A 26,292-nucleotide genomic window follows, 5' to 3' on the forward strand; every position below is an offset into this window, starting at 1 on the left:
ATGCGGTCGGTATTGCAGCACGCGCAGCGGAACATCCCGTCGCGCGACGCGGTCGTACATCGCGCCAGGGCGGCGGTTCGCAGCCTGCGTCCGATTGCGTTCGCGTACCTGGCGGATCGTGTGTATGGCGGATGAGTGCCGCCGCACACCGGTCCTGTGTTCCCCCGACTAACTGCCGCCGAGCCATGAGGGAGCATTGCATGTCCGATACCCGAAAAGCCGCCCGCCTCGCCGGCACGACGACTGCCGGCAGCCGCTTTCCCGAGCGCCCCGCCTGCGGCGCGTCGCAGCGGGAAAGCGGGTCGCAGGCCGCGCACGACGTCCCGTAGTACGACAGGAGGAACCGCCTGTTCCGTTTCATCCCCCCGCAATGCTCCACGAACCGCGCCTGGCACGTGGGGGCCTACGAGCAAGACAAGGAGAAAAAGCATGTCGAACGAAACGAAGTGCCCGTTCAACCACACCGCTGGTGGCGGCACGACGAACAAGGACTGGTGGCCGAATCAGCTGAACCTGAACATCCTGCATCGGCATTCGGCGCTGTCCGATCCGATGGACAAGGATTTCGACTACGCCGAAGCGTTCAAGAAGCTGGACCTCGAGGCGGTGAAGCAGGACCTGCACGCACTGATGACGGCGTCGCAGGACTGGTGGCCGGCCGACTTCGGCCACTATGGCGGCCTGTTCGTCCGCATGGCCTGGCACAGCGCCGGCACGTACCGCACGGCCGACGGCCGCGGCGGCGCGGGCGGCGGGCAGCAGCGCTTCGCGCCGCTCAACAGCTGGCCGGACAACGTCAGCCTCGACAAGGCGCGCCGCCTGCTGTGGCCGATCAAGCAGAAGTACGGCCGCAACATCTCGTGGGCCGACCTGCTGATCCTGACCGGCAACGTCGCGCTCGAATCGATGGGCTTCAAGACCTTCGGCTACGCCGGCGGCCGCGTCGATACGTGGGAACCGGACGACGTGTACTGGGGTTCGGAAAAGATCTGGCTGGAACTGAGCGGCGGCCCGAACAGCCGCTACTCGGGCAAGCGCGAGCTCGAAAGCCCGCTCGCCGCGGTGCAGATGGGCCTGATCTACGTGAACCCGGAAGGTCCGGACGGCAACCCCGACCCGGTCGCCGCCGCGCATGACATCCGCGAGACGTTCGCGCGCATGGCGATGAACGACGAAGAGACGGTCGCGCTGATCGCGGGCGGCCATACGTTCGGCAAGACGCACGGCGCCGGTCCGGCGTCGAACGTCGGCCCCGAGCCGGAAGCCGCGGGCCTCGAGCAGCAGGGGCTCGGCTGGAAGAGCACGTTCGGCACGGGCAAGGGCAAGGATGCCATCACGAGCGGCCTCGAAGTCACGTGGACGTCGACGCCGACGCAGTGGAGCAACGACTTCTTCAAGCACCTGTTCAGCTACGAGTGGGAGCTCACGAAGAGCCCGGCCGGCGCGCACCAGTGGGTCGCGAAGGATGCAGGCGAGGTGATTCCGGATGCATTCGACGCGTCGAAGAAGCATCGCCCGACGATGCTGACGACCGACCTGTCGCTGCGGTTCGATCCGGCCTACGAGAAGATTTCGCGCCGCTTCTACGAGAACCCGGCCGAGTTCGCCGACGCGTTCGCGCGCGCCTGGTTCAAGCTCACGCACCGCGACATGGGCCCGCGTTCCCGCTATCTCGGCCCGGACGTGCCGGCGGAACATCTGCTGTGGCAGGACCCGATCCCGGCGGTCGATCACCCGCTGATCGACGCCGCCGACGTCGCCGAGCTGAAGGCGAAGGTGCTGGCCACGGGCCTGTCGGTGTCGCAGCTCGTGTCGACCGCATGGGCGTCGGCTGCGACGTTCCGCGGGTCGGACAAGCGCGGCGGCGCGAACGGTGCGCGTATCCGCCTGGCGCCGCAGAAGGACTGGGAAGTGAACCGTCCGGCTGAACTCGCGACGGTGCTCGAGACGCTCGAAGGCGTGCAGAAGGCGTTCAACGATGCGCAGACGGGCGGCAAGAAGGTGTCGCTCGCCGACCTGATCGTGCTGGCCGGTGCGGCCGGTGTCGAGCAGGCTGCGAAGAACGCGGGCGTCGCGGTGACGGTGCCGTTCGCACCGGGCCGTGCGGATGCGTCGCAGGAAGAGACCGATATCGAAGCGATGGCCGTGCTCGAGCCGGTCGCGGACGGTTTCCGCAACTACTTGAAGAGCGCATACAAGACGCCGGCCGAGGCGCTGCTGGTCGACAAGGCGCAACTGCTGACGCTGACCGCGCCCGAGATGACGGTGCTCGTCGGTGGCCTGCGCGTGCTGGGTGCGAACGCCGGCGATGCGAAGCTGGGCGTGTTCACCGATCGTCCGGAAGCGCTGACGAACGACTTCTTCGTGAACCTGCTCGACATGGGCACGGAATGGAAGCCGGTGTCGGCCGCGAACGACGTGTTCGAAGGGCGCGATCGGGCGACGGGGCAGGTCAAGTGGACGGGCTCGCGCGTCGACCTGATCTTCGGCTCGCATGCGCAACTGCGTGCACTGGCCGAGGTGTACGGCAGCGCGGATGCGAAGGAGAAGTTCGCGCACGACTTCGTCGCGGCCTGGAACAAGGTGATGAACCTGGACCGCTTCGACCTCGCGTAAGCGTCGCTGCGCGGTAGTGCGGTGAGGCAGTAACGGGAAACGGCCGGTCGTCCGACCGGCCGTTTCTTCCTGACCCTGAGTGTTGTTGAAGGAGTGACGATCATGACGCAAATGATGTTGAGAACGCGCGCTGTACTGGCGTCGCCGGCAGAGGTCGCGCGATACGTCGTCGGATCCGCCATCGTCATCGGCGGGGCGGCCGAACTGGTGTCGCAGGCGCTGCACGCGATCGCGGCCGCCTGAGCGCGGCGTTTCGCGCGCCACGCGCGTGCGGCTGGTGTGGTATCAATAGGCAGGTAGTCCGATTCACTTTCATTGCCCTGCTTCATTGAATAAGGAGTCCGAACATGGCCAGGAAAACTCAAGCTGCCCAGATCAACATCGGCATCAGCGACAAGGACCGCAAGAAGATCGCGGAAGGCCTGTCGCGCCTGCTTGCCGATACGTTCACGCTGTACCTGAAGACCCACAATTTCCACTGGAACGTCACGGGCCCGATGTTCAACACGCTGCACCTGATGTTCGAGGAGCAGTACAACGAATTGTGGCTCGCGGTCGATTCAGTCGCCGAACGCATTCGCACGCTCGGCGTCGTCGCGCCGGGCACCTTCGGTGATTTCGCGAAACTGTCGTCGGTGCCGGAAGCGAACGGTGTGCCCGCTGCCGAAGACATGATCCGCCAGCTCGTCGAAGGGCACGAGGCCGTCGTGCGTACCGCGCGTGCGATCTTTCCGCTTGCCGATGCGGCGAGCGACGAGCCGACCGCCGACCTGCTGACGCAGCGCCTGCAAATTCATGAAAAAACCGCGTGGATGCTGCGGTCGTTGCTCGCGTAGGCGTGCAACGCGCGGCAGGCTGGCCGAAGCCTGCGCATCGTGACTCCGGCCCTGATTGATTCACCGTCGTCGGGCCGAACCCAGTCCGGCGCGCTGCGCGGATCCGTGCGTGCGCCGGCTCTGTCCCTTGATTGATGCGCGTTGCCGCTCGGCCATGTGCAGCGGGCGCGGGCAGCGCGCCGGCGTCCGGCCGCGAGCGCCCGCGGGCCTTGCCGACATGACGCGAGGCGCCGCTCGGCTCTAAAATGCCGGGGTTATCTTCCCGGTGCTTCGCCATGCTTGCCCGCTTTCCCCTGTATCTGCGGCTCGTCCGGATGGACAAGCCGATCGGCAGCCTGCTGCTGCTGTGGCCGACGCTCAACGCGCTGTGGATCGCGTCCGACGGCCATCCGCGCTGGCCGCTGCTCGTGATCTTCTCGCTCGGCACGTTGCTGATGCGCTCGGCCGGCTGCGCGATGAACGATTACGCCGACCGCGACTTCGACCGCCATGTAAAGCGCACGGCCGACCGGCCGCTGACGTCGGGCAAGATCCGCGCATGGGAGGCCATCGCGATCGCGGTCGGGCTCGCGTTCATCTCGTTCCTGCTGATCCTGCCGCTCAACACGCTGACGAAGCAGCTGTCCGTCGTCGCGCTGTTCGTCGCGGGCTCGTATCCGTTCATGAAGCGCTTCTTTGCGATTCCGCAGGCCTATCTGGGCATCGCGTTCGGCTTCGGCATCCCGATGGCGTTCGCGGCCGTGCAGGACACGGTGCCGACGATCGCGTGGGTGATGCTGGTCGCGAACATCTTCTGGTCGGTCGCGTACGATACGGAATACGCGATGGTCGATCGCGACGACGACATCAAGATCGGCATCCGCACGTCCGCGCTGACGTTCGGCCGCTTCGACGTCGCGGCCGTGATGCTGTGCTACGCGGTGACACTCGGCATCTACGTGTGGATCGGCGTGACGCTCGGCTTCGGCCTCGCATACTGGGCCGGCTGGGCGGCGGCGGTCGGCTGCGCGTTGTATCACTACACGCTGATCAAGGACCGCGAGCGGATGCCGTGCTTCGCGGCGTTCCGGCACAACAACTGGCTCGGCGGCGTGCTGTTCGCCGGGATCGCCGTGCATTACCTGCTGGCGGGGAGCTGAATTTCGCGATCGCACCGCAGGCGGTATGCGATGCTAGACGCGGTACCAACAAAAAAGCGGCCTGGGCCGCTTTTTTGTTGTTCGTGCAAATCAGCATGACGGGGCGGGGCGCCCAACGCGTACAGCGAGCGCCGGGCTGCTACCGCCAGCGCGCTCACGCGCGGCCGAGCTCGTCGCCCATTTCCTTCGCACGCGCTTCGGCCGCGAGCGCACCGCGCACGATCGCATCCTTCACGCCTTGCGCGTCGAACGACGCGAGCGCGGCGGCCGTCGTGCCGCCCTTCGACGTCACGCGCTCGCGCAGCACGCTCGCCGGCTCGCCCGATTGCGCGGCCAGTTGCGCGGCACCCGTGAACGTCGCGACCGCGAGCGCACGGCCCTGTTCGTCGTTCATGCCGAGCTGGCGCGCGGCTTCCTGCAGCGCTTCGATGAAATAGAACACGTACGCGGGGCCGCTGCCCGAAATGGCCGTGACGGCGTCGAGCTTCGACTCGTCGTCGAACCACACGATTTCACCGACTGCACCCAGCACGTTCGACGCGAGTTCGCGGCCCGCCGCGTCGACGCCCGGCAGTGCGGCGAGGCCCGTCACGCCCATGCCGACGAGTGCGGGCGTGTTCGGCATCGTGCGCACGACGCGTGCGTAATCGCCGAGCCAGCGTGCGAGATCGCTGCCGCGGATCCCGGCCGCGATGCTGATCACGAGTTGCGTCTTCAGGTGCGGTGCGAGCGCCTGCGCGACGTCCTTCAGCACCTGCGGCTTCACCGCGAGCACGACCGCGTCGTAGTCGGCGAGCGTCGCGTCGATGGCCGCGCCGGTGCGCACGCCGAACTGCTGGGCGGCGCGCGCGCGCACCTCTTCGTTGACGTCGATGGCATACAGGCCGTCAGCGGCAACGCCGCGCTTGATCAGGCCGCCGATCAGGGCCGCGGCCATGTTGCCGCCGCCGATGAATGCGATTTTCATGATGTCCGATTGAGCAAGTGAGTGAACGGTAGGGCAGAAAGGGCGTGGCGCTCAGTGCGAGTAATCGCGCGCGCCGAAGATCGCGGTGCCGACGCGCACGATCGTCGCGCCTTCGAGCACGGCCGCATCGAGATCGGCGGACATGCCCATCGACAACGTGTCGAGCGGCAGGCCGTCGGCACGCAACGTGTCGAACAGCGCACGCAGCGCACGATGCGGCGCGCGTTGCGCGTCGGTGTCGCCGGCCGGTTCGGGAATCGCCATCAGCCCGCGCAACCGCAGCGACGGCAGCGCGGCGACCGCGCGCGCAACCTCGGCCACGTCGGCCGGCGCAACGCCGCTCTTCGACGCCTCGCCGCTGATGTTCACCTGCACGCAGATGTTGAGCGGCGGCAGGTGCGCGGGGCGCTGTTCCGACAGGCGCTGCGCGATCTTCAGCCGGTCGACCGAATGGACCCAGTCGAAGCGTTCGGCAACCGGGCGCGTCTTGTTCGATTGCAGCGGCCCGATGAAATGCCATTCGAGGTCCGCACGCAGGTCGGCGAGCGCGTCGATCTTGTCGATCGACTCCTGCACGTAGTTTTCGCCGAAGGCACGCTGCCCGGCCGCATGCGCGGCGCGCACGTCGTCGGCGGGAAAGGTTTTGGACACGGCGAGCAGCGACACGGTGGCGGGATCGCGGCCGGCCGCGCGGGCGGCGTCGGCGATGCGGCGATGAACGGAGGCGAGACGGGCGGCGAGATCGGACATGACGGGCACGAAAGCAGGCACGGAAGCGGGCATGGAAGCGGGCATGGTGCGGATGCGCCGCGGCACGCGACGCATCGATTCGCCCATTATACGGACGCCGTGCGCGAGGCCCAGCGTCCACCCGTCATTCGTATGAGCACGCGCTAGCCGTACAGCAGATGCTCGACGAGCTGGATCCAGTGGGTGACCGGAATCTGCGTGCCGCTTTGCAGGTGCGCGATGCAGCCGATGTTGCCGGAGACGATCATCTGCGGTTCGAGCGCCTGCAGCTTCAGCAGCTTCTGCTTGCGCAACCGGTACGACAGCGACGGCTGCGTCAGCGAATAGGTGCCGGCCGACCCGCAGCACAGATGGCTGTCGGCCGGCAGCCGCACATCGATGCCGAGCGTCTCGAGCAGGCGTTCGACCTTGCCGCGCGACTGCTGGCCGTGCTGCAGCGTGCACGGCGGGTGGTACGCGACCGTATGGATCGCGCGGCGCCGCGCGAGCGTCGCCAACTCGGCCTCGAACGCGAGCAGCACGTCGGAGATGTCGCGCGTGAGCGACACGATGCGCTGCGCTTTCTCCGCGTAGGCCGGGTCGTCGCGCAGCAGGTGCGCGTATTCGAGCACCGTCGCGCCGCAGCCCGACGCATTCATCACGATCGCCTCGACACCCTGTTCGACATGGGGCCACCACGCGTCGATGTTGCGGCGCGCGTCGTCGAGCGCTTCGTCGTGATAGTTCAGGTGCAGGCGGATCGCGCCGCAGCAGCCCGCGTCGGGCGAGACGACCGTCTCGATGCCGAGCGCGTCCAGCACGCGCGCGGTCGCGATGTTGATGTTCGGCAGCATCGACGGCTGCACGCAGCCGCCGAGCATCAGCATCTTGCGCGTATGCGTGAGGTGCGGCCATTCGAGCAGCCGCGTGCGCGGCGGCACCTTGTCGCGCAGCCGCTTCGGCAGCAGCGGCCGCACGTGCTGGCCGAGCCGCATCACCGGCGAGAACAGCGCCTCGTTCGGCACCAGGCTCGCGAGCAGGCGGCGCACGAGACGCTGCTGCGCCGGGCGCTGCACCTGCGCCTCGACGTGCTTGCGGCCGATCTCGACGAGCCGGCCGTACTGGACGCCGGACGGGCAGGTCGTCTCGCAGCTGCGGCAGGTGAGGCAGCGGTCGAGGTGCTGCTGAGTGCTGCGCGTGACAGGTGCGCCTTCGACCATCTGCTTGATCAGGTAGATCCGGCCGCGCGGGCCGTCGAGTTCGTCGCCGAGCAACTGGTAGGTCGGGCAGGTCGCGGTGCAGAACCCGCAATGCACGCACTTGCGCAATATCGCGTCGGCTTCGTCGCCGTCGGGCGTATTGCGGATGAAATCGGCGAGGTTCGTTTGCATCGAGCTTAGGGTCTGTTTACCGATGGAACGCACATGCGTTGCCCCGAGAACGGCCGCTCGCGAGGCGCGCGACGCCGCGAATACTGACGTATCGCCAAGGAGCGCAACGCGGCGAGCGGCCGTTCTCGGGGCAACCCCAAATTAAAAAAAACATGTCACGGGAATGCCCGAAATCGCCCGTATGGCGGCGTCGCTCGTCGCTTGTCCCCCAAGGGGACTTCCTTCGGGGCGTTTGGCAAGGCCGAACGGCGCTCCTCACTTCGTGCCCTACGGGCGATTTCGGGCATTCGCATGTGCGTTCCATCGGTAAACAGACCCTAAAGATCGGGGTAGAGCCGGCCGCGGTTGAAGATGCGCGCGGGGTCGAACGCGGCCTTCAGCCCGCGGTGGATTTTCATCATCGGGGCGGGGAGCGGCGTGAACACGCCCGCGCTGCGGTCGTACGCGTCGCCCGCACGGAACAGCGTCGCGTGGCCGCCGGCCTGCTTCGCGCTCATTCGCACGGTCTGCGCGTCGGCGTCGGTGATCCACCAGCGCTGCGCGCCGCCCCATTCCATCAGCTGGGTGCCGGGCAGGTGCATCGGTTCGGTGATCGACGGCAGCGCGAGGCGCCACAGCGCATAGCCGGGCGGGATGCCGTTGAAGAACGGGTCGGTATGCTCGCGCAGGCCGGCCCAGAAGCGTTCGGCCTCGACCGCGTCGACGACTTCGCCGCCGAGCAGCGTCTTCGCGGATTTCACGGCCGCTTCGGCGCCCGACAGGCGCAGCACGAGCGTGCCGTTGCGCCAGCCGCTCGCGCTGACGGGCAGCGGATGGCCGCCCCACTCGTTGAGCTTGCGCACCGCGTCGGTCGCGGTCATCTCGAACTTCAGCGTGACTTCGGCGACGGGCATCGGCAGCACCTTGAGCGACAGGTCGAGCATCAGCCCGAGCGTGCCGAGCGCGCCGGCCATCAGCCGCGACACGTCGTAGCCGGCGACGTTCTTCACGACCTGACCGCCGAAACGCAGCATTTCGCCGCGGCCGTTCATCAGCGTGACGCCGAGCACGAAATCGCGCGGCGCGCCGCAGGTGGCGCGCCGCGGGCCCGCCAGGCCGGCCGCGACGCAGCCGCCGACGGTGGCCGAGCGGCCGAAGTGCGGCGGCTCGAACGGCAGCATCTGGCCGCACTCGGCGAGGACGGTTTCAAGCTGCGCGAGCGGCGTGCCCGCGCGGACCGTGACGACGAGTTCGGCCGGGTCGTACGACACGACGCCCTGAAACGCGCGCGTGTCGAGTATCTCGCCCTCGAGCGCCTGGCCGTACCAGTCCTTGGTGCCGCCGCCGCGAATCCGCAGCGGCCGGCCGTCGGCACTGGCGGCGCGGATACGCTCGGCCCATCCGGCGACGATGTCGTCCTCTTCCATGTTCTGTTGCTGCCTCGACTTGTTGTTCGGTCGATTGTACCGGGGTGGCGCGAATCCACATCGCGACTATCCCTAAGCCCCGTATTGCAGGCCGCAAGCTTGCGCCGTCGCTCGAACGGGCCGCGTACCGGGGGTGAGGCTCAGAAGCGCGGCAGGTCGGGGTGCGGCAGCAGCCCGCCGCGCACGTGCTGGCGACCGTACTCGGCGCAGCGCGCGCGGGTCGGGATGCCCTTGTCCGGGTTCAGCAGCCCCGCCGGATCGAACGCGCGCTTGACCGCGAAGAACGCATCGCGCTCCTGCGGCGAGAACTGTACGCACATCGAATTGAGCTTCTCGATGCCGACGCCGTGCTCGCCCGTCACGCTGCCGCCGAATTCCACGCAGCATTCGAGGATTTCCGCACCGAACTGCTCGGCACGGTGCAGTTCGTCCGGATCGTTCGCGTTGTACAGGATCAGCGGATGCATGTTGCCGTCGCCCGCATGGAACACGTTGATGCAGCGCAGCCCGTAGCGCGTTTCGAGCTGCTCGATGCGCGCGAGCAGCGGGCCGATCGCGCGGCGCGGCACGGTGCCGTCCATGCAGTAATAGTCGGGCGAAATACGGCCGGCGGCCGGGAACGCGTTCTTGCGGCCCGACCAGTAGCGCAGCCGCTCGCTCTCGTTGCGCGATACCTGGATGCGTGTCGCGCCATGCTCGCGCAGCACGGCCGTCATCCGCACGATCTCTTCCGCGACTTCCTCCGGCGTGCCGTCCGATTCGCACAGCAGGATCGCCTTCGCGTCGAGGTCGTAGCCGGCATGCGTGAAGGACTCGACGGCCTGCGTGGCCGGCTTGTCCATCATTTCGAGCCCGGCCGGGATGATCCCCGACGCGATGATCGCCGCGACGGCCTCGCCGCCCTTGACGACGTCGTCGAAGCTCGCCATCACGAGCTGGGCCGTTTGCGGCTTCGGGATCAGCTTCACCGTGACCTCGGTGACGATCGCGAACATCCCTTCGCTGCCGATCATCACGGCGAGCAGGTCGAGGCCCGGCATGTCGAGCGCGAGCGAGCCGAATTCGACGATCTCGCCGTCGATCGTCACCGCACGCACGCGCATCACGTTGTGCACCGTCAGCCCGTATTTCAGGCAGTGGACGCCGCCGGAATTCTCCGCGACGTTGCCGCCGATCGTGCACGCGATCTGCGACGACGGATCGGGCGCGTAATACAGGCCGTACGGCGCGGCGGCTTCCGAGATCGCAAGGTTGCGCACGCCGGGCTGCACGGTTGCCGTGCGGGCGTAAGGATCGACTTCGACGATGCGCGTGAAGCGCGCCAGCGACAGCACGACGCCGAGAGCCATCGGCAGCGCGCCGCCCGACAGGCTCGTGCCCGCGCCGCGCGGCACGATCGGCACCTCCATGCGGCGGCAGATCTGCACGATCCGCTGTACCTGCGATTCCGTTTCGGGCAGCGCGACCGCGAGCGGCAGGCGGCGGTACGCGGACAGGCCGTCGCATTCGTACGGCGCCGTGTCTTCGTCGCGGTACAGCAGGCAGTGTGTCGGCAGCACGGCCATCAGCGCCTGCACGACTTCACGCTGGCGCTGCGCGCGTGCCGCGCTCGACAGTTCGACGGGAGCGTTCATGGGGTCTCCTGCAGCAGGCGGCGCGGTGTCGCGCACCGTGTCAGCACGTGAAAATCTTGCCCGGATTCATCAGGTTGCGCGGATCGAGCGCGAGCTTGATCGCCCGCATCGTGTCGATCGCGTTGTCGCCGTGCTCCTTCGGCAGGAAGCGCATCTTGTGCAGCCCGACGCCGTGCTCGCCCGTGCAGGTGCCGCCGAGGCGCAGCGCGCGTTCGACGATCCGGTCGTTGATGTGCTCGGCTTCGGCGATTTCCTCGGGCTTGTCGGGGTCGATCAGGATCGCGACGTGGAAATTGCCGTCGCCGACGTGGCCGACGATCGGGCAGGGCAGCGACGACGCGCGCAGGTCGACCTCGGTTTCCTCGACGCACGCGGCGAGCTGCGAGATCGGCACGCACACGTCGGTCGTCACCGCGCGGCAGCCGGGTTTCAACTGCAGCATCGCGAAATACGCGTTGTGGCGGGCGGCCCAGAGCCGGCTGCGGTCCTCGGGGCGGGTGGCCCATTCGAAGCCCTGGCCGTTGTTCTGGCCGGCGAGCGCCTGCACGAGCTCGGCCTGTTCCTTCACGCCGGCCTCGGTGCCGTGGAATTCGAAGAACAGCGTCGGCGCTTCGGCGAGCGTCAGGTTCGAATGGCGGTTGATCGAGCGCACGGCGAGCGCATCGACGAATTCGACGCGCGCGATCGGCACGCCGATCTGGATCGTCTCGATCACGGTGCGCACCGCGTCGCCCATCGACGGGAACGTGCAGATCGCGGCGGATACGGCTTCGGGCAGCGGATGCAGGCGCAGCGTGATCTCGGTGATCACGCCGAGCGTGCCTTCGGAGCCGACGAACAGGCGCGTGAGGTCGTAGCCGGCCGACGACTTGCGGGCGCGCGAGCCGGTTTTCACCACGCGGCCGTCGGCGAGCACGGCGGTCAGGCCGAGCACGTTCTCGCGCATCGTGCCGTAGCGCACGGCGTTGGTGCCCGACGCGCGTGTGGCGGTCATCCCGCCGATGCTCGCGTCGGCGCCCGGGTCGATCGGGAAGAACAGGCCGGTGTCGCGCAGCGCTTCGTTGAGCGCCTTGCGCGTGATGCCCGGCTCGACCGTCACGGTCAGGTCTTCGGCGTTGATCGACAGCACGCGGTTCATTTCCGACAGGTCGAGCGAGACGCCGCCGCGCACCGCGAGCAGATGGCCCTCGAGCGACGAGCCGGCGCCGTACGGGATCAGCGGGACGCTGTACAGCGAGCACAGCGACACGACTTCGCGCACGTCGTCCGCGCTGTGCGCGAACACGACGGCGTCGGGTAGCTGCGGGTCGAACGCTGATTCGTCGCGGCCGTGGTGGGCGCGGACGGCGTCGGCGGTCGACACGCGCTCGCCGAAGGCGGCGCGCAGCGCATCGAGCATGGCAGGGGGAAGGGGGCGGCGCGTGGCGGCCGGCTGGGCAGGGTGATTCACGTACGTCTCCTTGTCGATCCGGGTGAGCGCGTTGGCACCGGCCCGGCTCCCGTGCTGCAGGGTTTCGGCCCATTCTACGCTGTAACGCCCGCTGCGCCCGCCTCCGCGGGCTGCGATAATCGCGTTCGAACGCAACCGGGCCGCGTCGCGGCCACGCACGAGAGGACATTCGCATGGGCAACCGCTTGAGCAAGATCGCCACGCGCACGGGCGACGATGGCACCACCGGGCTCGGCGACGGCCGGCGCATCGGCAAGGACGACACGCGGATCGCCGCGATCGGCGACGTCGACGAACTGAACTCGAACCTCGGCGTGCTGCTCGCCGAAACGCTGCCGGACGACATCCGCACGGCGCTCGTCACGATCCAGCACGACCTGTTCGATCTCGGCGGCGAACTGTGCATTCCCGGCCATACCGTGCTCGACGACACGCATCTCGCGCGTCTCGACCGCTGGCTCGCCGACTACAACGCGACGCTGCCGCCGCTGAAGGAATTCATCCTGCCGGCCGGCTCGCGCGCGGCGTCGCTCGCGCACGTGTGCCGAACCGTATGCCGCCGCGCGGAGCGCTCGATCGTCGCGCTCGGGCGCACCGAGACGCTCAATGATGCGCCGCGGCGCTACGTGAACCGGCTGTCGGACCTGCTGTTCGTGCTGGCGCGCGTGCTGAACCGCACCGACGGCGGATCGGACGTGCTGTGGGAGCGCGGTCGCGTCCGCTGACCGTTTGCCCCTTTGACGCACTGCGACAATTTGCCCGAGGGGCGTCCATTTTTAAAGATGTATTGTGTGTGCATGTTTAACGGAGAACGAACATGACCCACATCACCGCTGACCAGATGGCTCGCGTGAAGGCCACTGCCCCTGTCCTCGCCGTGCACGGCGCGACGATCACGAAGCACTTCTACCAGCGCATGTTCGCGCGCCATCCGGAACTCAAGAACCTGTTCAACCAGACGCACCAGAAGACGGGCAGCCAGCCTGAAACGCTCGCGAAGGCCGTCTACGCGTATGCGGCGAACATCGACAACCTCGGCGCGCTGGGCGGCGCCGTGACCAAGATTGCGCACAAGCACGCGAGCCTGAACATCCGCCCCGAGCATTACCCGATCGTCGGCGAGAACCTGCTCGCGTCGATCGTTGAAGTGCTGGGCGACGCGGTCGATGCCGAGACGCTCGAGGCATGGCGCGTCGCGTACGGCCAGCTCGCGCAGATCCTGATCGGCGTCGAGGCCGACCTGTACGCGGGCGCCGCGTGGAGCGGGTTCCGCCCGTTCAAGGTCGAGCGCAAGGTGCGCGAAAGCGACGAGATCACGTCGTTCTACCTGACGCCGGCCGACGGCGGCGCGGCGCCGACGTTCGAGCCGGGCCAGTACATCACCGTGAAGCGCTTCGTCGGCGACCTCGGCGTCGACCAGCCGCGCCAGTACAGCCTGTCCGACGCGCCGCACGGCAAGTGGCTGCGCATTTCGGTGAAGCGTGAAGCCGGCAAGCCGGAAGTCATTCCGGCCGGCAAGGTGTCGACGCTGATGCACGACGGCGTGGAAGAGGGCGCGATCGTCGAAGTGACCGCGCCGATGGGCGAATTCTCGCTGAAGCGTGGCGTCGAGACGCCGGTGGTGCTGATCTCCGGCGGTGTCGGCATCACGCCGATGATGTCGATGGCGTCGACGCTGATCGCCGAGGGCAGCCGGCGCGAAGTGCGGTTCGTCCATGCCTGCCGCTCGGGCGCGGTGCATGCGTTCCGCGACTGGCTGAACGATACGGTGCGCGACCATGCGAACGTCAAGCGCACGGTGGTGTACGAGCTGGTCGGCCCGAACGATCGCGCCGGCATCGACCACGACCTGGAAGGGCGCCTCACGCCGGAACGCGTGCAGCAGTACGCGCGGGTGACGGACGCCGACTATTACATCTGCGGCCCGATCGGGTTCATGAAGGCGCAGCGTGACGCGCTCGTCGCGCTGGGCGTCGCGCCGGAACGCGTGAACACCGAGATCTTCGGTTCGGGCGCGCTCGAGTGATGCGCGGGCGGATCGCCTCCCGCCAATGAAAATGCCCGGCGCGAGCCGGGCATTTTTGTTGCGCGCATAGGGCGTCAGGCGCGCAGCATCAGCGTCGCGTGATAACGCCACACTTTCGGATCAGCACTGACGAGCGGCATGCCTTCATGGAGCGCCTGCGCGACCATCACGCGGTCAAACGGATCGGCGTGATCTGGAAAATCGGGCAACGCGGCGACACCTTCGACGTGATCGCTGCTGATCGGTAACTCCGCAAAACCGGCGAGCCGAAATGCCGAGCGTGCATCACGTGGGTGAACGGGCAGATTGCCTTTGCGGTATTTGATCGCGATTTCCCAGATGGACGCAGCGCTGACGTACAGCGTGTTCTCGGGATGCTCGATCAACGCGGCTGCGGTCGCCGAAAGTTGAGGTGCGCCTTCAGCCGCCCATAGTGCGATGTGCGTATCGAGCAGCAGCTTCACGGCGCGAGCCCTTGTTCCAAGCTGGCATCGAAGTCGGCCGCGATCGATGCGTCACCGGCATTGAATGCCTCGACGGTTGTCGGGATGTTCAGCCCGGCAAGCAATTGACGAGCGGCGCCGATTCGCTTCGGCGCCGCGTAAGGAACGATCCGCGCAACCGGATGACCATTGCGGGCAATCACGACTTCGGACTCGCGCCCCAATTCAAGCGCTTCGACGAGGCTTGAGAGCCGCGACTTGGCATCATGCATGTTGACAGTCGGCATCGTCGCCCCCCCTAGTTAGCTAGATAGCGTTAGCTAGTCTAGCAGAGTGAAATGACGACCGCACGCTGGCCGCATGGCCAGCCCGCCGGCAGGCGGGGTCATGCGGCCAGCCTGTTTGCGTCGTCAGTTCCCGCTGCCGCGCGTGACGCGACGCGCCTTCACCGACTCCGCGAGGCCTTCGAGCACCTTCACGCTGTCGTCCCATGCGATGCACGCATCGGTGATGCTCTGGCCGTAGGTCAGCTCGCAGCCTTCCTTCAGGTCCTGGCGCCCCTCGACGAGATGCGACTCGATCATCACGCCGACGATGCGGGCGTCGCCGGCCGCGATCTGGCGGCCGATGTCGGCACAGACGGGGATCTGGTTCTCGTGCTTCTTCGAGCTGTTCGCGTGGCTCGCGTCGATCATCAGGCGCGCGGCGAGCCCGGCCTTGCCGATGTCCGCGCACGCGGCGTTCACGCTGTCCGCGTCGTAGTTCGGCGCCTTGCCGCCGCGCAGGATCACGTGGCAGTCCTCGTTGCCCGCCGTCGACACGATCGCCGAATGGCCGCCCTTCGTCACCGACAGGAAATGGTGCGGCTGCGAGGCGGCCTTGATCGCGTCGACCGCGATCTTCACGTTGCCGTCGGTGCCGTTCTTGAAGCCGACCGGGCACGACAGCCCCGACGCGAGCTCGCGGTGCACCTGCGATTCCGTCGTGCGCGCGCCGATCGCACCCCACGAGATCAGGTCGGCGATGTACTGCGGGCTGATCATGTCGAGGTATTCGGTCGCGGCCGGCAGCCCCATTTCGTTGATCTGCAGCAGCAGCTCGCGCGCGGTGCGCAGCCCTTCGTTGATCTTGAAGCTGTTGTCGAGGTGCGGATCGTTGATGAGGCCCTTCCAGCCGACCGTCGTGCGCGGCTTCTCGAAGTACACGCGCATCACGATTTCCAGTTCGCCCTTGAAGCGCTCGCGCTCCTTCACCAGCCGGCCCGCGTATTCGATCGCCGCCTTCGTGTCATGGATCGAGCACGGCCCGATGACGACGATCAGCCGGTCGTCCATCCCGTGCAGGATGCGGTGCATCGACTGGCGCGAGTTGTAGATCAGCTCGGACGCGGCTTCGGAGCACGCGAATTCGCGGATCAGGTGGGCGGGCGGCGTCAGTTCCTTGAGTTCGCGAATGCGGACGTCGTCGGTGTTGTGCGGGGGCATGCTGTTTCTCCTTGGTTCCGGGCGCGGTTCGGTCAGTGCGAGTGCGCGTGCGGCAGATTCATCAATTCAAGCGATTCAGTGGTGTCGGTCGGGGCCGCGGGACCGCAGCGGCGGCGACCGGGTGGCGAAGGGCGAAAAAAAACCGCCGGGTTCGCCGGCGGTTTTTTCGGGAATTTCGGTTGCGCTTTACGCGCCATCAACCCTCTCGATCCGCCAGCGGTCTGAGATACCAAAAAAAGTAAAAGTAAAACTTGGCGGACATGACGGAGATTCGGTTCGTCAAAAAAGTTGATTCGGAATTTATACCCCGTCGCCGGGCGGCTGGCAACCGGGAAACGTCAAAAATGCGGACATTCCGCGCGTTTTCTTCAAAATGCGCGGAATGTCTGCGCCGCGATGCGGTTATGCCGTACCGCCGACCGTCATCCTGTCGATCCGCAGGGTCGGCTGGCCGACGCCGACCGGCACGCTCTGGCCTTCCTTGCCGCACACGCCCACACCCGAGTCGAGCGACATGTCGTTGCCGATCATGCTCACGTCCTTCAGCGATTCCGGGCCGCTGCCGATCAGCGTCGCACCCTTCACCGGGTAGGTGATCTTGCCGTTCTCGATCATGTACGCCTCGGACGCCGAGAACACGAACTTGCCGTTCGTGATGTCGACCTGGCCGCCGCCGAAGTTCACCGCGTACAGGCCGTTCTTCACCGATGCGATGATTTCCTGCGGATCCTTGTCGCCGTTCAGCATGTACGTGTTGGTCATGCGCGGCATCGGCAGCGCCGCGTACGACTCGCGGCGCGCGTTGCCGGTAACCGGCATCTTCATCAGGCGCGCGTTCAGCGTGTCCTGGATGTAGCCCTTCAGGATGCCGTCCTCGATCAGCGTCGTGCACTGCGTCGGGTTGCCTTCGTCGTCGATGTTCAGCGAGCCGCGGCGGTTCGGCAGCGTGCCGTCGTCGACGACGGTCACGCCCTTCGCGGCGACGCGCTCGCCGATCCGGCCCGCGAATGCCGACGAGCCCTTGCGGTTGAAGTCGCCCTCGAGGCCGTGGCCGATCGCCTCGTGCAGCAGCACGCCCGGCCAGCCCGGCCCGAGCACGACCGTCATCGCGCCGGCCGGCGCGGGGCGGGCGTCGAGGTTCACGAGCGCCGCATGGACGGCGTCGTCGACGTAGCGCGACAGCACGTCGTCGGTGAAGTAGCCGTAGTCGAAGCGGCCGCCGCCGCCGCCGGAGCCGATCTCGCGGCGGCCGTTCTGCTCGGCGATCACCGTGACCGACACGCGCACGAGCGGGCGGATGTCGGCCGCGAGCGCGCCGTCGCTGCGGGCGACCAGCACGACGTCGTATTCGCCGGCGAGGCCCGCCATCACCTGCGTGATGCGCGGGTCGCGGCCGCGTGCCATCTGCTCGATGCGCTCGAGCAGCTTGACCTTGGCCGTCGCGTCGAGCGACGCGAGCGGATCGGACGGCAGGTACAGGTCGCGGCCCGAGATGCCCTTCAGCGACGATGCTGCCTTGATCTTCTGGCGGCCGCCGCCGGCCGCCGCGATCGCCTTGGTGGCGGCAGCGGCTTGCGCGATCGCTTCCGGCGACAGGTCGTCGGAATACGCGAACGCGGTGCGGTCGCCCGCGACCGCGCGCACGCCGACGCCCTGGTCGATGCTGAAGCTGCCCGATTTGACGATGCCTTCCTCGAGGCTCCACGCTTCGCTGCGGGTGGCCTGGAAGTACAGGTCCGCGTAGTCGACGCGATGCGTGAAGATGTCGGCGATCGTGCGCGTGAGCAGGCTTTCGTCGAGGCCGTACGGCGTGAGCAGGATGTCCTTCGCCAGCGCGAGGTTGCGGATGCCGGGTTCGATGATGTTCATGCGGATATCGGGGTTTCTCAAAAAGTTGTCGGGTGCTTCTGGGCAGATGGGTTGGCCGCGCGGCGTTTCAAGCGGCGCGGCGGATTCAGGTCAGCACGCGGTGCCGCCACGCGGGCAGGCTCTGGCGCACGTCGGCGATGCGTTGCGGATCGATCGCGCCGAGCACGACGCTGGCGCCCACGTCGCGGACCGCGACGATCTCGCCCCACGGGTCGATCAGCATGCTGTGGCCCCAGGTGCGCCGGCCGTTCTCGTGCTTGCCGCCTTGCGCGGCCGCGAGCACGTAGCACTGGTTCTCGACGGCCCGCGCGCGCAGCAGCGTTTCCCAGTGCGCGCGGCCCGTCGTATACGTAAACGCCGACGGGACGACGATCAGCGTGCAGTCGCCCATCCTGCGATACAGCTCCGGAAAGCGGAGATCGTAACAGACCGACAGGCCGACCCGCCCGAACGGCGCGTCGAACGCGACGACCGTATCGCCCGCGCGGATCGTGCGCGCCTCGTCGAACGACTCGTCGCCTTTCTCGAAGTTGAACAGGTGGATCTTGTCGTAGCGTGCGGCTTCGTTGCCGGACGGATCGAACACGAGCGTCGTGTTGAGCACGCGATCGGGTTCCGGCGCCTTCAGCGGCAGCGTGCCGCCGATCACCCAGACGCCGTGGCGACGCGCGGCGTCCGCGAGGAAGCGCTGGATCGGGCCGTCCTGGTAGGGTTCGGCGAGCGCGAGCTTGTCGGTGTCGCGGTGGCCCATGAAGCAGAAATACTCGGGCAGCAGCACGAGCTGCGCGCCTTCGCCGGCGGCTTCCGCGATCAGGCGGCGGGCTTCGGCGAGATTGCGCGCGATGTCCGGCGTGCTCACCATCTGCAGCGCGGCGACCTGGAAGGGCGTGGCGGAACGGGTGTGGTCGGTCATCGCAGGATCGGTTGCGTCATAAATGGGGTGCGGCCCGGCACCGTGCGCGATTCGATGCGCGGCTCAATGATTCGCCGCATCGGCCGGACCGTGATTCATCTTACCCTGATCGCCCCGCACCCGCTCGATGTGCGGGTGCGCCCACGAGCCGGTGATCGCGTAGTCGAGCGCGAACGCGCGCGACAGCGTTTCCGACAGCGCGTAGTTCGCGGCCAGCACGCCGACGCCAAGCAGCGGGTTGATGATGGCCGCGCCGATCGCGGCGGCGCCCGCGCTGATCTTCGGTGCGACGTGCGCGTGCAGGTCCTGCGTCTCGGCGCCGAGATCGACCGCGCCGCGCACGGAGACGTTCGCGGGCCCCGTCATCATCGAGAAGTCGTCGGTGCGGGCGATCCCGTTCGAGATCTGGCCGGTGCCGGTGATCTTGTCGAACGGCAGCCCCTTGCCGATCACGTCGCGGAAATTCAGCGTCAGGAAGCGCGCGAGGCTCTGCAGGCTCAGCACGCCGAGCAGCTTCGCGGCGCCCGGGTCGACCTTCAGGATCTGGCCGTGTTCGAGATCGATCGCGATCTGGCCGCCGAGCGACGGGAAGTCGAGCGCGGTCGGGCCGCCGCGCCAGCCGACCTTGCCGGTCACCGAGCCATGGCCGTCCGCGAGCGTGCGCGGCAGGCCGACGCGGTCGAGCAGCGCGCCCGCGTTGCCGATGTCGAGCTTGAAGTCGAACACGGTGCGGCGCGGTGCGTCGCTCTCGTCGGCGCCGCGGGCGAGTGCGCGGCGCGACGTGCGCCAGTTGCCGGTCGCCGTCAGCTTCGCGTCCGGGTTCGACAGTTCCAGCTTGTCGAGCTGCCAGACCGGCGTGCCGGCTTCGTCGATGTTGCGCGCGTTGACGACGAGGCGGCCGATGTCGTGGTTGCGCGCGACGACCTGGTCGACGATCAGGTCGATGGACGGCATCGGGCGGTCGGTCGGCGTCGGCAGGTTCATCGCGCGGCCGACGAGATCGTGCTGTGCGCTGTCGGGCACCACGAGCTTCGCGAGCCGCGCGTTCAACACGCCCGCGCCGTTGTGGCCGCCGCCCGGCGCCCACGACAGGTAGCCCGACACCTGGTTCGACGCGATGTTCGCCTGCCACAGCTCGTCGACGTGAGACGCGCCGATGATCACGTTTTCCCAGTTGCGCTTGAGCAGCTTCAGCGTGCCGAAGTGGAGCGCGAAACGCTTCGGCGCGAAGCTTGCGAAATCGACGCGCGGCGCGGCCTGCGGCTCCGGCGCGCGCGGCGTGTCGGACTTCAGCGTATGGGCCAGCGCAAGCCACGCGTCGGCGTCCAGTTCGTTGACGTCGACGGCCGCGCTCACGCCGTCCTGCGGCATGTCGGGCATCCGGTGAATGCCCATCGCGCCGCGCACCGCGCGCAGCGGCTGGCCGCGCGTCGCGTCGAGCAGGTAGGTCGCGGATACGGGGCCGAGCGTCAGGTCGGCGTGCTCGAGACGCTTGCCGTCCGCCTGCGGCGCCGGCTGCAGCGTGAAGCTGAACGGCATCGGCGTGCCGGCCGCCTTCGCGAACGGCGCGGGGAAATTCAGCGCGACGCCGGTCAGGTCGGAACGCGCGCTGATGTCGGGCAGGCGGCCCGGCGCGCCGCGCACGGCGACCTTGTACGGCGCGTCGCCGACCACGTGCTCGAGCAGCGCGGCGGCCGGGCCGTGCAGGTTCAGGCCGCGCGCGGCGTCGAGTGCGAGCCGGCCGTCGACGTCCACCGTGTACGGCCCGTGCGACTGGAAGTTGCCGTTCGCGCGCACCGGGCCGCCGAGGAAGCGCCCCGACAGTTCGTGCAGCGACGCGCCGGCCTCGGTGAACCGGACACTGCCGCGCAGTGCGGACAGCGGCGGCACGCCGCTGGTCGTCAGCGTGTTGCCGCCGAATGCGAGCGCGCCTTCGACGTGCGTGTGCGGATGCGCGACGTGCTGCGGAATCGTGATCTTGAGCCCGAGCGACGCGGGGCCCTGCGCATCGATCCGCTGGCCGATATGTCCGCTCATCGTGCCGAGTGAGCTGTTGTCCGCGTAGTCGATCAGGTCGGCGAGCGGGCCCTGCGCATGGCCGTCGATGATGAGCGGCGAGTGGGTCGGATTGCCGAGATCGTCGATGCGGCCGGCGACCTTCGTCAGCGCGACGCGCTTGTAGTGTGCGCGGTGGATGTCGAAGCGCAGCTTGTTCTGCGCGAGTTCGAATACGCCGTCGATCCCGTCGAGCGCCGGCCAGACGCTCGGCGTGCCGTTCGCGAGCTTGCGCGGCGGGTACGGCGTCGGTTCGAACCGGCCGCCGGTGAACGGCGCGACGATGTGGAACACGCCGGCGTCCGGCTCGTGTTCGAACGGGAATTTCTCGAGCGGCCCACGGGCGACGATCGACGCGCCCTTGGTCACCTGGCCGTCCTGCAGCGCGTGGCCGAGATAGTCGCGCAGGTGTTCGGACATCCCGGTCGGCAGGTAGCGCGGGATGCGCGCCACCGACGCGCGGGCGAAATCGGCGCGCAGGTCGAGCGTGCCGCGGCCGTGGCCGGGGTTCGCGTACGAGCCCGACACCGCGATTTCGGCATCGGGGTTCGAGACGAGCAGGTCGGGCAGCGATACGTCGACGCGCGCGTGCTTCTCGCCGGGCGCGGGCGTGATCGTCCATTTCGCATTGCCGCGCAGCCGGTCGAACGTCAGGCGCGGCTCGTCGAATTCGCCGGGCACCGTGACGGCCGCGTTGACCGTGTCGAAATGCGCGGAGCCGCCCGTCTCGTTCGCGTCGACGCGGCCCCACAGGTTCTCGACACCCGGCCAGCCGGCGCGCGGGTGGCCGCGCGGCGAGAGCCCGGGCGGCGGCTCCTGCGCGGCGAAGCTGATGCCCTGGAGATCGCCGAGGAAGCGGTAGCGCACGATCGGCGCGGCGCCCGTGCGCCGCTCCTCGTCGGCGAGGTCGGCATGCGCGGGTTTCGCGCGCTCGACCTCGATGTGATAGTTCGACACCATCCCGCGCGGGTCAAGCTTGATCAGCTCGTTGCGCAGGCGTGCCGGCAGCGGCAGCCCGCGGATGAACTCGCTGAGGATGCCGAGATCGACGCGGTCGCCGACGACGCTCAACAACTGCCCCTGGTTCGCGGTCGGCACGCGGTAGCGGGCCGTCAGCGTCGACAGCGCGAGCGAGCGGGCGAGCGGCGTGCCGTCCGGCAGCGGCGGCTGGCCGAGCTCCGCGTTGAAGCGTGTCAGGTGCAGCGTGTAGTCGTGGCCGGCGTCGAGCTGCATGTCCCAGCCGAAGCCGACCGTCGGCACGTCGAGCCGCGGCTGCGTCGGGCGCACGCGCAGCGCGACGTCCGCGCCTTGCAGGTCGCCGCCCGCCGAATGCAGGTGGCCGTCGCCGAAGGTGGCCCAGATCGCGTTGTCGATCCGGCCCGCGTGGATCGTGAGCGGCATGTCGAGGTAGCGCGCCAGCGTCTGCAGGTCGACCGGGCCCGTCGACAGGTACGCGTCGCCCGTCCAGTTCGCCGGCTTGCCGACCGGCGCGAGCGGCTTGTGCTTGAAGCGCGCACGGAAGTCGAGCGGGCCGAGCAGCAGCGTGCCGTTCGCGGGCGCCTGCAGCGCGGCCTTGTGCACGCGGCCGGCATTGAGCACCGCGAGCCGGATGCCCGACAGCACGAGCTCCGGCGCGTCATGCTGCGCGTCGCGCCAGCGCAGCGTGCCGCCGCGCAGCACGATCGCCTCCTGTTTCAGCAGCCACGTGCCGAACGTGTCGTTGCCACCGTGGGTGGTCGCCACGCCGACGCCCGCGATGCTCAGCGAGCCGTCGGCCGCCCGCGCGACGACCAGGTCGGGCTGGTCGACGATCAGGCTCGACAGCGCGGGCGACAGCCTCAGCAGCGACATCCACGACAGCGCGGCCGTCGCATGCGGCACCGACAGCGCGACCTTGCCGTCATGGCCGCGGATCGTCAGGTTCGTGAGTTCGACGCCCGGCTGCATGCCGGACCAGTTCGGGGAAAGCTTGCCGATTGAAAGCTGCGCGTGGAGCTTGTCGGACACCGCGCGTTCGATGCGCGGACGGAATTCGTCGATGCGGGGCAGCAGGACGTAGCGCAGCCCGAGGAAGGTGCCGGACGCGATGAAGTAGGTGCCGATCCCGACTGCCAGCGTCACCCTGAACACGCGACGCAAGACCGGATGATCGTGCTTCGGAGGTCCCGCTTCGGGCGCAGCTACGGCGGATTCCTGACGGTCGGACATGCGGCGGACGGGCGGCGATATGGTAGTTTTGCAGACTGACGTTGAAATGTATCACACGGGTTCGTGCCGGCGGCCGATGCGGCAGCGCGGCACGGGCTTTCCGGCGCGCGGTTTCGCGACGGGCGTACCCGCCCCGCGATGCCGCGCCGAGTCCATGGAGCCGGTCGGGAGTGGGGCGCGCATGCGTTCCCGTGCCGGCCGGCCGTTCCGCCAGGCCCGCTTCTCGATGACCGACGCTTCCGCCCTGATCAGCACGTCCTATTCCCGTTACCTGGCCCGCGCGGCCGCCGCGCGACCCGCGCTCGTCGACCAGGTCGCCGCGTGGGCGGCCGCGCCGCTCGGTCGCGCGCAGCTCGACGCGCGCCTCACCGAACTGCTGGCAACGCCGGCCGGCGCCGCCGCGCCGACCGAGGAGCACCTGAAGCGCGCGCTGCGGCAACTGCGCGCCGAGGCATTCGGCGCGGTGGCGGAGCGCGACCTGCGCGGGCTGGCGGACGTCGCCGAGGTGACGGGCGCGATGACCGATCTCGCGGAAGTGGCCGTGCAGCGCTCGCTCGCGCTGCTGTCGGCCGAGCTCGAGGCGCTGTACGGCGAGCCGCGCGGCGCCGACGGCCAGCGCGTCGTGCTCGGCGTGGTCGGGATGGGCAAGCTTGGCGGCCGCGAGCTGAACGTGTCGTCGGACATCGACCTGATCTTCGTCTACGAGGACGACGGCGAGACGACCGGCGGCGCGCGTTCGCCGCTGTCCACGCAGGAATACTTCACGCGGCTCGGCCGGCGGCTGATCGGCGTGTTGTCGGAAGTCACGGCCGACGGCTACGTGTTTCGCGTCGACATGCGGCTGCGTCCGAACGGCGATTCGGGGCCGCTCGTCTGCAGCCTCGGCATGCTCGAGGAGTATTTCTACGTACAGGGGCGCGAGTGGGAGCGCTATGCGTGGATCAAGGGGCGGCTCGTGTCGGAAGGCGACAGCGACGCGGCGCAACGGCTGGCGTCGCAACTCGAGTCGCTCGTCAAGCCGTTCGTGTACCGCCGCTACCTCGACTTCGGCGTGATCGGCGCGATCCGCTCGCTGCACCAGCAGATCCGGCAGGAAGCCGCGCGCCGCGCGTCGATGCGGCCCGACAAGGCCGACGACATCAAGCTCGGGCGCGGCGGGATCCGCGAGATCGAATTCAGTGCCCAGGTGTTCCAGCTGATCCGCGGCGGCCAGGATGCGGAATTCCGCGTGCGGCCGACGCTTGCGGTGCTGCGCCATGCGCAGGCGCGCGGGCTGATCGGCGAGGATGTGCGTGCGCGCCTGACCGAGGCCTACAACTTCCTGCGCACGCTCGAGCACCGTCTGCAGTACCGCAACGACGCGCAGACGCACGCGATGCCGGTCGAGCCGGACGAGCGCGCGGCGCTGGCCGCGTCGCTGGGCTTCGCCGACTATGCGGCGCTGATGACGGTGCTGGACGGCCACCGCACGTTCGTCGAAGCGCAGTTTGACCAGATTTTTGCCGACAAGGCGAGCGGCGCGCCCTGCGGGGCCGGCGACGACACGGCCGCCGCGTGGATCTGGAGCGGCGCGCTGGCCGACGACGGCGAGGACGACGCGCTGGTCGCGCGTCTCGACGGCCTCGGTTTTACGGATCCGGCCACCGTGCTCGCCCGGCTGCGCGCGATCTGGCAGTCGTCGCGCTACACGGGCCTACCGGAAAAGAGCCGGCAGCGCTTCGACAGCGTCGCGCAGCGGGCGCTCGACGCCGCGCCGAACATCGACGCCGCGCGCCGCGACGACACGATCGTGCGCCTGTTCGACCTGCTCGAGACGGTCAGCCGGCGCGGTGTCTATCTCGCGCTGCTGACCGAATATCCGGCCGCGCTCGACCGCGTGCTGTCGGTGCTCGGTGCGACGCGCTGGGGCGGCGGCTACCTGATCCGCCATCCGCAACTGCTCGACGAACTGCTCGACGACGAGGCGATCGCGAGCCCGTTCGACTGGCCCGCGTTCAAGGACGCGCTGCGCGCGCGCCTCGCCGCGGCCGACGGCCCCGAGCAACAGATGGACCTGCTGCGGCACGCGCAGCACGCGGAGGTGTTCCGGATCCTGCTGATCGACCTGGCCGGGCAACTGTCGGTCGAGCACGTGAGCGACCGGCTGTCCGAGCTGGCCGACGCGGTGCTCGACGTGACGATCGAAGTCGTCTGGTCGCAGCTCGCGAAGCGCCATCGCGACGTGCCGAAGTTCGCGGTGATCGCGTACGGCAAGCTGGGCGGCAAGGAGCTCGGCTACGCATCGGATCTCGACCTGATCTTCCTGTACGACGACGCCGACGAGCGTTCGGCGGACGTCTACACGACCTTCACGCGGCGCCTGATCACGTGGCTCACCACGGCGACCGGGGCGGGCGCGCTGTTCGACATCGACCTGCGGCTGCGGCCGAACGGCGAGGCCGGGCTGCTCGTCACCGATCTCGACGCGTTCCGCCGCTACCAGCTGCGCGAGGGCGACGCCGCGAATACCGCGTGGGTCTGGGAGCATCAGGCGCTCACGCGGGCCCGCTACAGCGCGGGCGACGCGCAGATCGGCGCGGACTTCGAGGCGATTCGCCAGCAGGTGCTGACGACGCCGCGCGACGGCGGCGTGCTCGCGAAGGAAATCGTCGACATGCGCGGCAAGGTGTTCGCCGGCCACCCGAACCAGACCGAGCTGTTCGACCTGAAGCACGATCGCGGCGGGATGGTCGACATCGAGTTCATCGTCCAGTACTGGGTGCTGCTGCACGCGTCGAGCGATGCCGAGCTGATCCGCAACACGGGCAACATCGCGCTGCTGCGCGAGGTCGCGCGCTTCGGGCTGATGGGTGAGGACGAGGCCGAGCGCGTCGGCGCGGCGTACCGCAAGTACCGGAAGCTGCAGCACAAGCTGCGGCTCGACGGGATGGAGAAGGCGCGGGTCGATCCGGCCGTGGTGGCCGACGAGCGGGCGGCCGTGACGGCGCTGTGGGAGCGCGTGTTCGGCGGAATCTGACCGCGGCACGCCGGGCGCGCGGCAGCGGCCGGCATTGAGATTCGTTTGAGATTGTTTGAGCGGAAGGGCGGGTATCGGAAGAATCCGGCTTTCCGTTCAACCGGTGCCGT

General features: G+C 68.4%; 21 protein-coding genes. 9 read left to right on the top strand and 12 right to left on the bottom strand.

Features of this window, described 5'->3' with window-relative positions:
- The first annotated feature begins 200 nt into the window (after positions 1 to 200).
- The 5 genes from QZM35_RS29370 to ubiA all read left to right on the top strand — a co-directional run bounded on the left by QZM35_RS29370 (position 201) and on the right by ubiA (position 4,591).
- The gene (locus tag QZM35_RS29370) at positions 201 to 329 is read left to right on the top strand and encodes a hypothetical protein (protein WP_256976531.1); all 129 of its coding nucleotides are present in this window, start codon (positions 201 to 203) and stop codon (positions 327 to 329) included.
- Positions 330 to 429: 100 nt separating this feature from the next.
- Entirely contained in the window at positions 430 to 2,616 is a 2,187-nt protein-coding gene (katG, locus tag QZM35_RS29375; RefSeq protein WP_089424537.1) for a catalase/peroxidase HPI, read from the top strand.
- 102 nt (positions 2,617 to 2,718) lie between these two features.
- Positions 2,719 to 2,859, top strand: a complete 141-nt coding sequence (locus QZM35_RS29380) for a hypothetical protein (protein WP_179255249.1) — start codon at positions 2,719 to 2,721, stop codon at positions 2,857 to 2,859.
- A 104-nt stretch (positions 2,860 to 2,963) separates the two neighbouring features.
- Positions 2,964 to 3,452 (top strand): non-specific DNA-binding protein DpsA, encoded by a 489-nt coding sequence (gene dpsA / locus QZM35_RS29385; protein ID WP_089424538.1) that lies wholly within the window; start codon positions 2,964 to 2,966, stop codon positions 3,450 to 3,452.
- 275 nt (positions 3,453 to 3,727) lie between these two features.
- A complete protein-coding gene (ubiA, locus tag QZM35_RS29390; protein WP_089424539.1) occupies positions 3,728 to 4,591 on the top strand; it encodes a 4-hydroxybenzoate octaprenyltransferase in 864 nt (287 codons plus the stop codon).
- A gap of 154 nt (positions 4,592 to 4,745) precedes the next feature.
- On the opposite strand, the gene proC is transcribed toward ubiA, so the two are convergent.
- From proC to QZM35_RS29420, 6 genes are all read right to left on the bottom strand, one after another.
- On the bottom strand, positions 4,746 to 5,558 hold the full coding sequence (gene proC / locus QZM35_RS29395; RefSeq protein WP_089430622.1) for a pyrroline-5-carboxylate reductase: 813 nt from the start codon (positions 5,556 to 5,558) through the stop codon (positions 4,746 to 4,748).
- Positions 5,559 to 5,609: 51 nt separating this feature from the next.
- Positions 5,610 to 6,308 (bottom strand): YggS family pyridoxal phosphate-dependent enzyme, encoded by a 699-nt coding sequence (locus tag QZM35_RS29400; protein ID WP_089425846.1) that lies wholly within the window; start codon positions 6,306 to 6,308, stop codon positions 5,610 to 5,612.
- A 143-nt stretch (positions 6,309 to 6,451) separates the two neighbouring features.
- Complete coding sequence (gene glcF / locus QZM35_RS29405) at positions 6,452 to 7,678, bottom strand: glycolate oxidase subunit GlcF (protein ID WP_089424541.1); 1,227 nt, start codon at positions 7,676 to 7,678, stop codon at positions 6,452 to 6,454.
- Positions 7,679 to 7,995: 317 nt separating this feature from the next.
- Positions 7,996 to 9,084: a glycolate oxidase subunit GlcE gene (gene glcE / locus QZM35_RS29410; RefSeq protein ID WP_089424542.1), complete on the bottom strand. Its 1,089-nt coding sequence runs from the start codon at positions 9,082 to 9,084 to the stop codon at positions 7,996 to 7,998.
- Positions 9,085 to 9,224: 140 nt separating this feature from the next.
- The gene (locus QZM35_RS29415) at positions 9,225 to 10,718 is read right to left on the bottom strand and encodes an FAD-linked oxidase C-terminal domain-containing protein (protein WP_089424543.1); all 1,494 of its coding nucleotides are present in this window, start codon (positions 10,716 to 10,718) and stop codon (positions 9,225 to 9,227) included.
- A 40-nt stretch (positions 10,719 to 10,758) separates the two neighbouring features.
- Positions 10,759 to 12,168, bottom strand: a complete 1,410-nt coding sequence (locus QZM35_RS29420; RefSeq protein ID WP_301777345.1) for an FAD-binding oxidoreductase — start codon at positions 12,166 to 12,168, stop codon at positions 10,759 to 10,761.
- A gap of 173 nt (positions 12,169 to 12,341) precedes the next feature.
- On the opposite strand from QZM35_RS29420, the gene QZM35_RS29425 reads away from it, so the two are divergent.
- Complete coding sequence (locus tag QZM35_RS29425) at positions 12,342 to 12,893, top strand: cob(I)yrinic acid a,c-diamide adenosyltransferase (RefSeq protein WP_048022312.1); 552 nt, start codon at positions 12,342 to 12,344, stop codon at positions 12,891 to 12,893.
- Positions 12,894 to 12,985: 92 nt separating this feature from the next.
- The gene (hmpA, locus tag QZM35_RS29430) at positions 12,986 to 14,194 is read left to right on the top strand and encodes an NO-inducible flavohemoprotein (RefSeq protein ID WP_301777346.1); all 1,209 of its coding nucleotides are present in this window, start codon (positions 12,986 to 12,988) and stop codon (positions 14,192 to 14,194) included.
- A gap of 74 nt (positions 14,195 to 14,268) precedes the next feature.
- Here the strand turns inward: hmpA and QZM35_RS29435 are convergent, their stop codons facing one another.
- The 3 genes from QZM35_RS29435 to aroG all read right to left on the bottom strand — a co-directional run bounded on the left by QZM35_RS29435 (position 14,269) and on the right by aroG (position 16,121).
- Positions 14,269 to 14,658, bottom strand: a complete 390-nt coding sequence (locus QZM35_RS29435) for a type II toxin-antitoxin system VapC family toxin (protein WP_011351011.1) — start codon at positions 14,656 to 14,658, stop codon at positions 14,269 to 14,271.
- The gene (locus tag QZM35_RS29440) at positions 14,655 to 14,924 is read right to left on the bottom strand and encodes a type II toxin-antitoxin system Phd/YefM family antitoxin (RefSeq protein WP_089424546.1); all 270 of its coding nucleotides are present in this window, start codon (positions 14,922 to 14,924) and stop codon (positions 14,655 to 14,657) included. The genes QZM35_RS29435 and QZM35_RS29440 overlap by 4 nt, the downstream gene beginning before the upstream one ends.
- Before the next feature lie 123 nt (positions 14,925 to 15,047).
- Complete coding sequence (gene aroG / locus QZM35_RS29445) at positions 15,048 to 16,121, bottom strand: 3-deoxy-7-phosphoheptulonate synthase AroG (protein WP_089424547.1); 1,074 nt, start codon at positions 16,119 to 16,121, stop codon at positions 15,048 to 15,050.
- Between aroG and QZM35_RS29450 the strand changes: the two genes are divergently transcribed.
- Complete coding sequence (locus QZM35_RS29450) at positions 16,120 to 16,413, top strand: hypothetical protein (RefSeq protein WP_174973275.1); 294 nt, start codon at positions 16,120 to 16,122, stop codon at positions 16,411 to 16,413. The genes aroG and QZM35_RS29450 overlap by 2 nt on opposite strands.
- A 110-nt stretch (positions 16,414 to 16,523) precedes the next feature.
- On the opposite strand, the gene tldD is transcribed toward QZM35_RS29450, so the two are convergent.
- The 3 genes from tldD to QZM35_RS29465 all read right to left on the bottom strand — a co-directional run bounded on the left by tldD (position 16,524) and on the right by QZM35_RS29465 (position 23,166).
- The gene (tldD, locus tag QZM35_RS29455) at positions 16,524 to 17,990 is read right to left on the bottom strand and encodes a metalloprotease TldD (protein WP_039361365.1); all 1,467 of its coding nucleotides are present in this window, start codon (positions 17,988 to 17,990) and stop codon (positions 16,524 to 16,526) included.
- Between the two features lie 85 nt (positions 17,991 to 18,075).
- A complete protein-coding gene (locus QZM35_RS29460) occupies positions 18,076 to 18,903 on the bottom strand; it encodes a carbon-nitrogen hydrolase family protein (protein ID WP_301777347.1) in 828 nt (275 codons plus the stop codon).
- Between the two features lie 63 nt (positions 18,904 to 18,966).
- Positions 18,967 to 23,166, bottom strand: coding sequence for a YhdP family protein (locus QZM35_RS29465; RefSeq protein ID WP_301777348.1), 4,200 nt, complete (start codon positions 23,164 to 23,166; stop codon positions 18,967 to 18,969).
- 226 nt (positions 23,167 to 23,392) lie between these two features.
- Between QZM35_RS29465 and glnE the strand changes: the two genes are divergently transcribed.
- On the top strand, positions 23,393 to 26,182 hold the full coding sequence (gene glnE, locus QZM35_RS29470) for a bifunctional [glutamate--ammonia ligase]-adenylyl-L-tyrosine phosphorylase/[glutamate--ammonia-ligase] adenylyltransferase (RefSeq protein WP_089425847.1): 2,790 nt from the start codon (positions 23,393 to 23,395) through the stop codon (positions 26,180 to 26,182).
- Positions 26,183 to 26,292: the final 110 nt, after the last annotated feature.

Source organism: Burkholderia sp. AU45274 (assembly GCF_030482505.1).
In the GTDB taxonomy this organism is placed as follows: Bacteria; Pseudomonadota; Gammaproteobacteria; order Burkholderiales; family Burkholderiaceae; genus Burkholderia.

Excerpts from the sequence above, each read along its gene's own strand:
- ubiA (WP_089424539.1), top strand. The coding sequence starts at position 3,728 with ATGCTTGCCCGCTTTCCCCTGTATCTGCGGCTCGTCCGGATGGACAAG.
- QZM35_RS29370 (WP_256976531.1), top strand. The coding sequence starts at position 201 with ATGTCCGATACCCGAAAAGCCGCCCGCCTCGCCGGCACGACGACTGCC.
- QZM35_RS29425 (WP_048022312.1), top strand. The coding sequence starts at position 12,342 with ATGGGCAACCGCTTGAGCAAGATCGCCACGCGCACGGGCGACGATGGC.
- QZM35_RS29460 (WP_301777347.1), bottom strand. The coding sequence starts at position 18,903 with ATGACCGACCACACCCGTTCCGCCACGCCCTTCCAGGTCGCCGCGCTG.
- QZM35_RS29415 (WP_089424543.1), bottom strand. The coding sequence starts at position 10,718 with ATGAACGCTCCCGTCGAACTGTCGAGCGCGGCACGCGCGCAGCGCCAG.
- tldD (WP_039361365.1), bottom strand. The coding sequence starts at position 17,990 with ATGAACATCATCGAACCCGGCATCCGCAACCTCGCGCTGGCGAAGGAC.
- QZM35_RS29400 (WP_089425846.1), bottom strand. The coding sequence starts at position 6,308 with ATGTCCGATCTCGCCGCCCGTCTCGCCTCCGTTCATCGCCGCATCGCC.
- proC (WP_089430622.1), bottom strand. The coding sequence starts at position 5,558 with ATGAAAATCGCATTCATCGGCGGCGGCAACATGGCCGCGGCCCTGATC.
- glcF (WP_089424541.1), bottom strand. The coding sequence starts at position 7,678 with ATGCAAACGAACCTCGCCGATTTCATCCGCAATACGCCCGACGGCGAC.
- QZM35_RS29440 (WP_089424546.1), bottom strand. The coding sequence starts at position 14,924 with ATGCCGACTGTCAACATGCATGATGCCAAGTCGCGGCTCTCAAGCCTC.
- QZM35_RS29450 (WP_174973275.1), top strand. The coding sequence starts at position 16,120 with ATGCTGTTTCTCCTTGGTTCCGGGCGCGGTTCGGTCAGTGCGAGTGCG.
- hmpA (WP_301777346.1), top strand. The coding sequence starts at position 12,986 with ATGACCCACATCACCGCTGACCAGATGGCTCGCGTGAAGGCCACTGCC.
- glcE (WP_089424542.1), bottom strand. The coding sequence starts at position 9,084 with ATGGAAGAGGACGACATCGTCGCCGGATGGGCCGAGCGTATCCGCGCC.
- aroG (WP_089424547.1), bottom strand. The coding sequence starts at position 16,121 with ATGCCCCCGCACAACACCGACGACGTCCGCATTCGCGAACTCAAGGAA.
- QZM35_RS29465 (WP_301777348.1), bottom strand. The coding sequence starts at position 23,166 with ATGTCCGACCGTCAGGAATCCGCCGTAGCTGCGCCCGAAGCGGGACCT.
- QZM35_RS29380 (WP_179255249.1), top strand. The coding sequence starts at position 2,719 with ATGACGCAAATGATGTTGAGAACGCGCGCTGTACTGGCGTCGCCGGCA.
- katG (WP_089424537.1), top strand. The coding sequence starts at position 430 with ATGTCGAACGAAACGAAGTGCCCGTTCAACCACACCGCTGGTGGCGGC.
- dpsA (WP_089424538.1), top strand. The coding sequence starts at position 2,964 with ATGGCCAGGAAAACTCAAGCTGCCCAGATCAACATCGGCATCAGCGAC.
- glnE (WP_089425847.1), top strand. The coding sequence starts at position 23,393 with ATGACCGACGCTTCCGCCCTGATCAGCACGTCCTATTCCCGTTACCTG.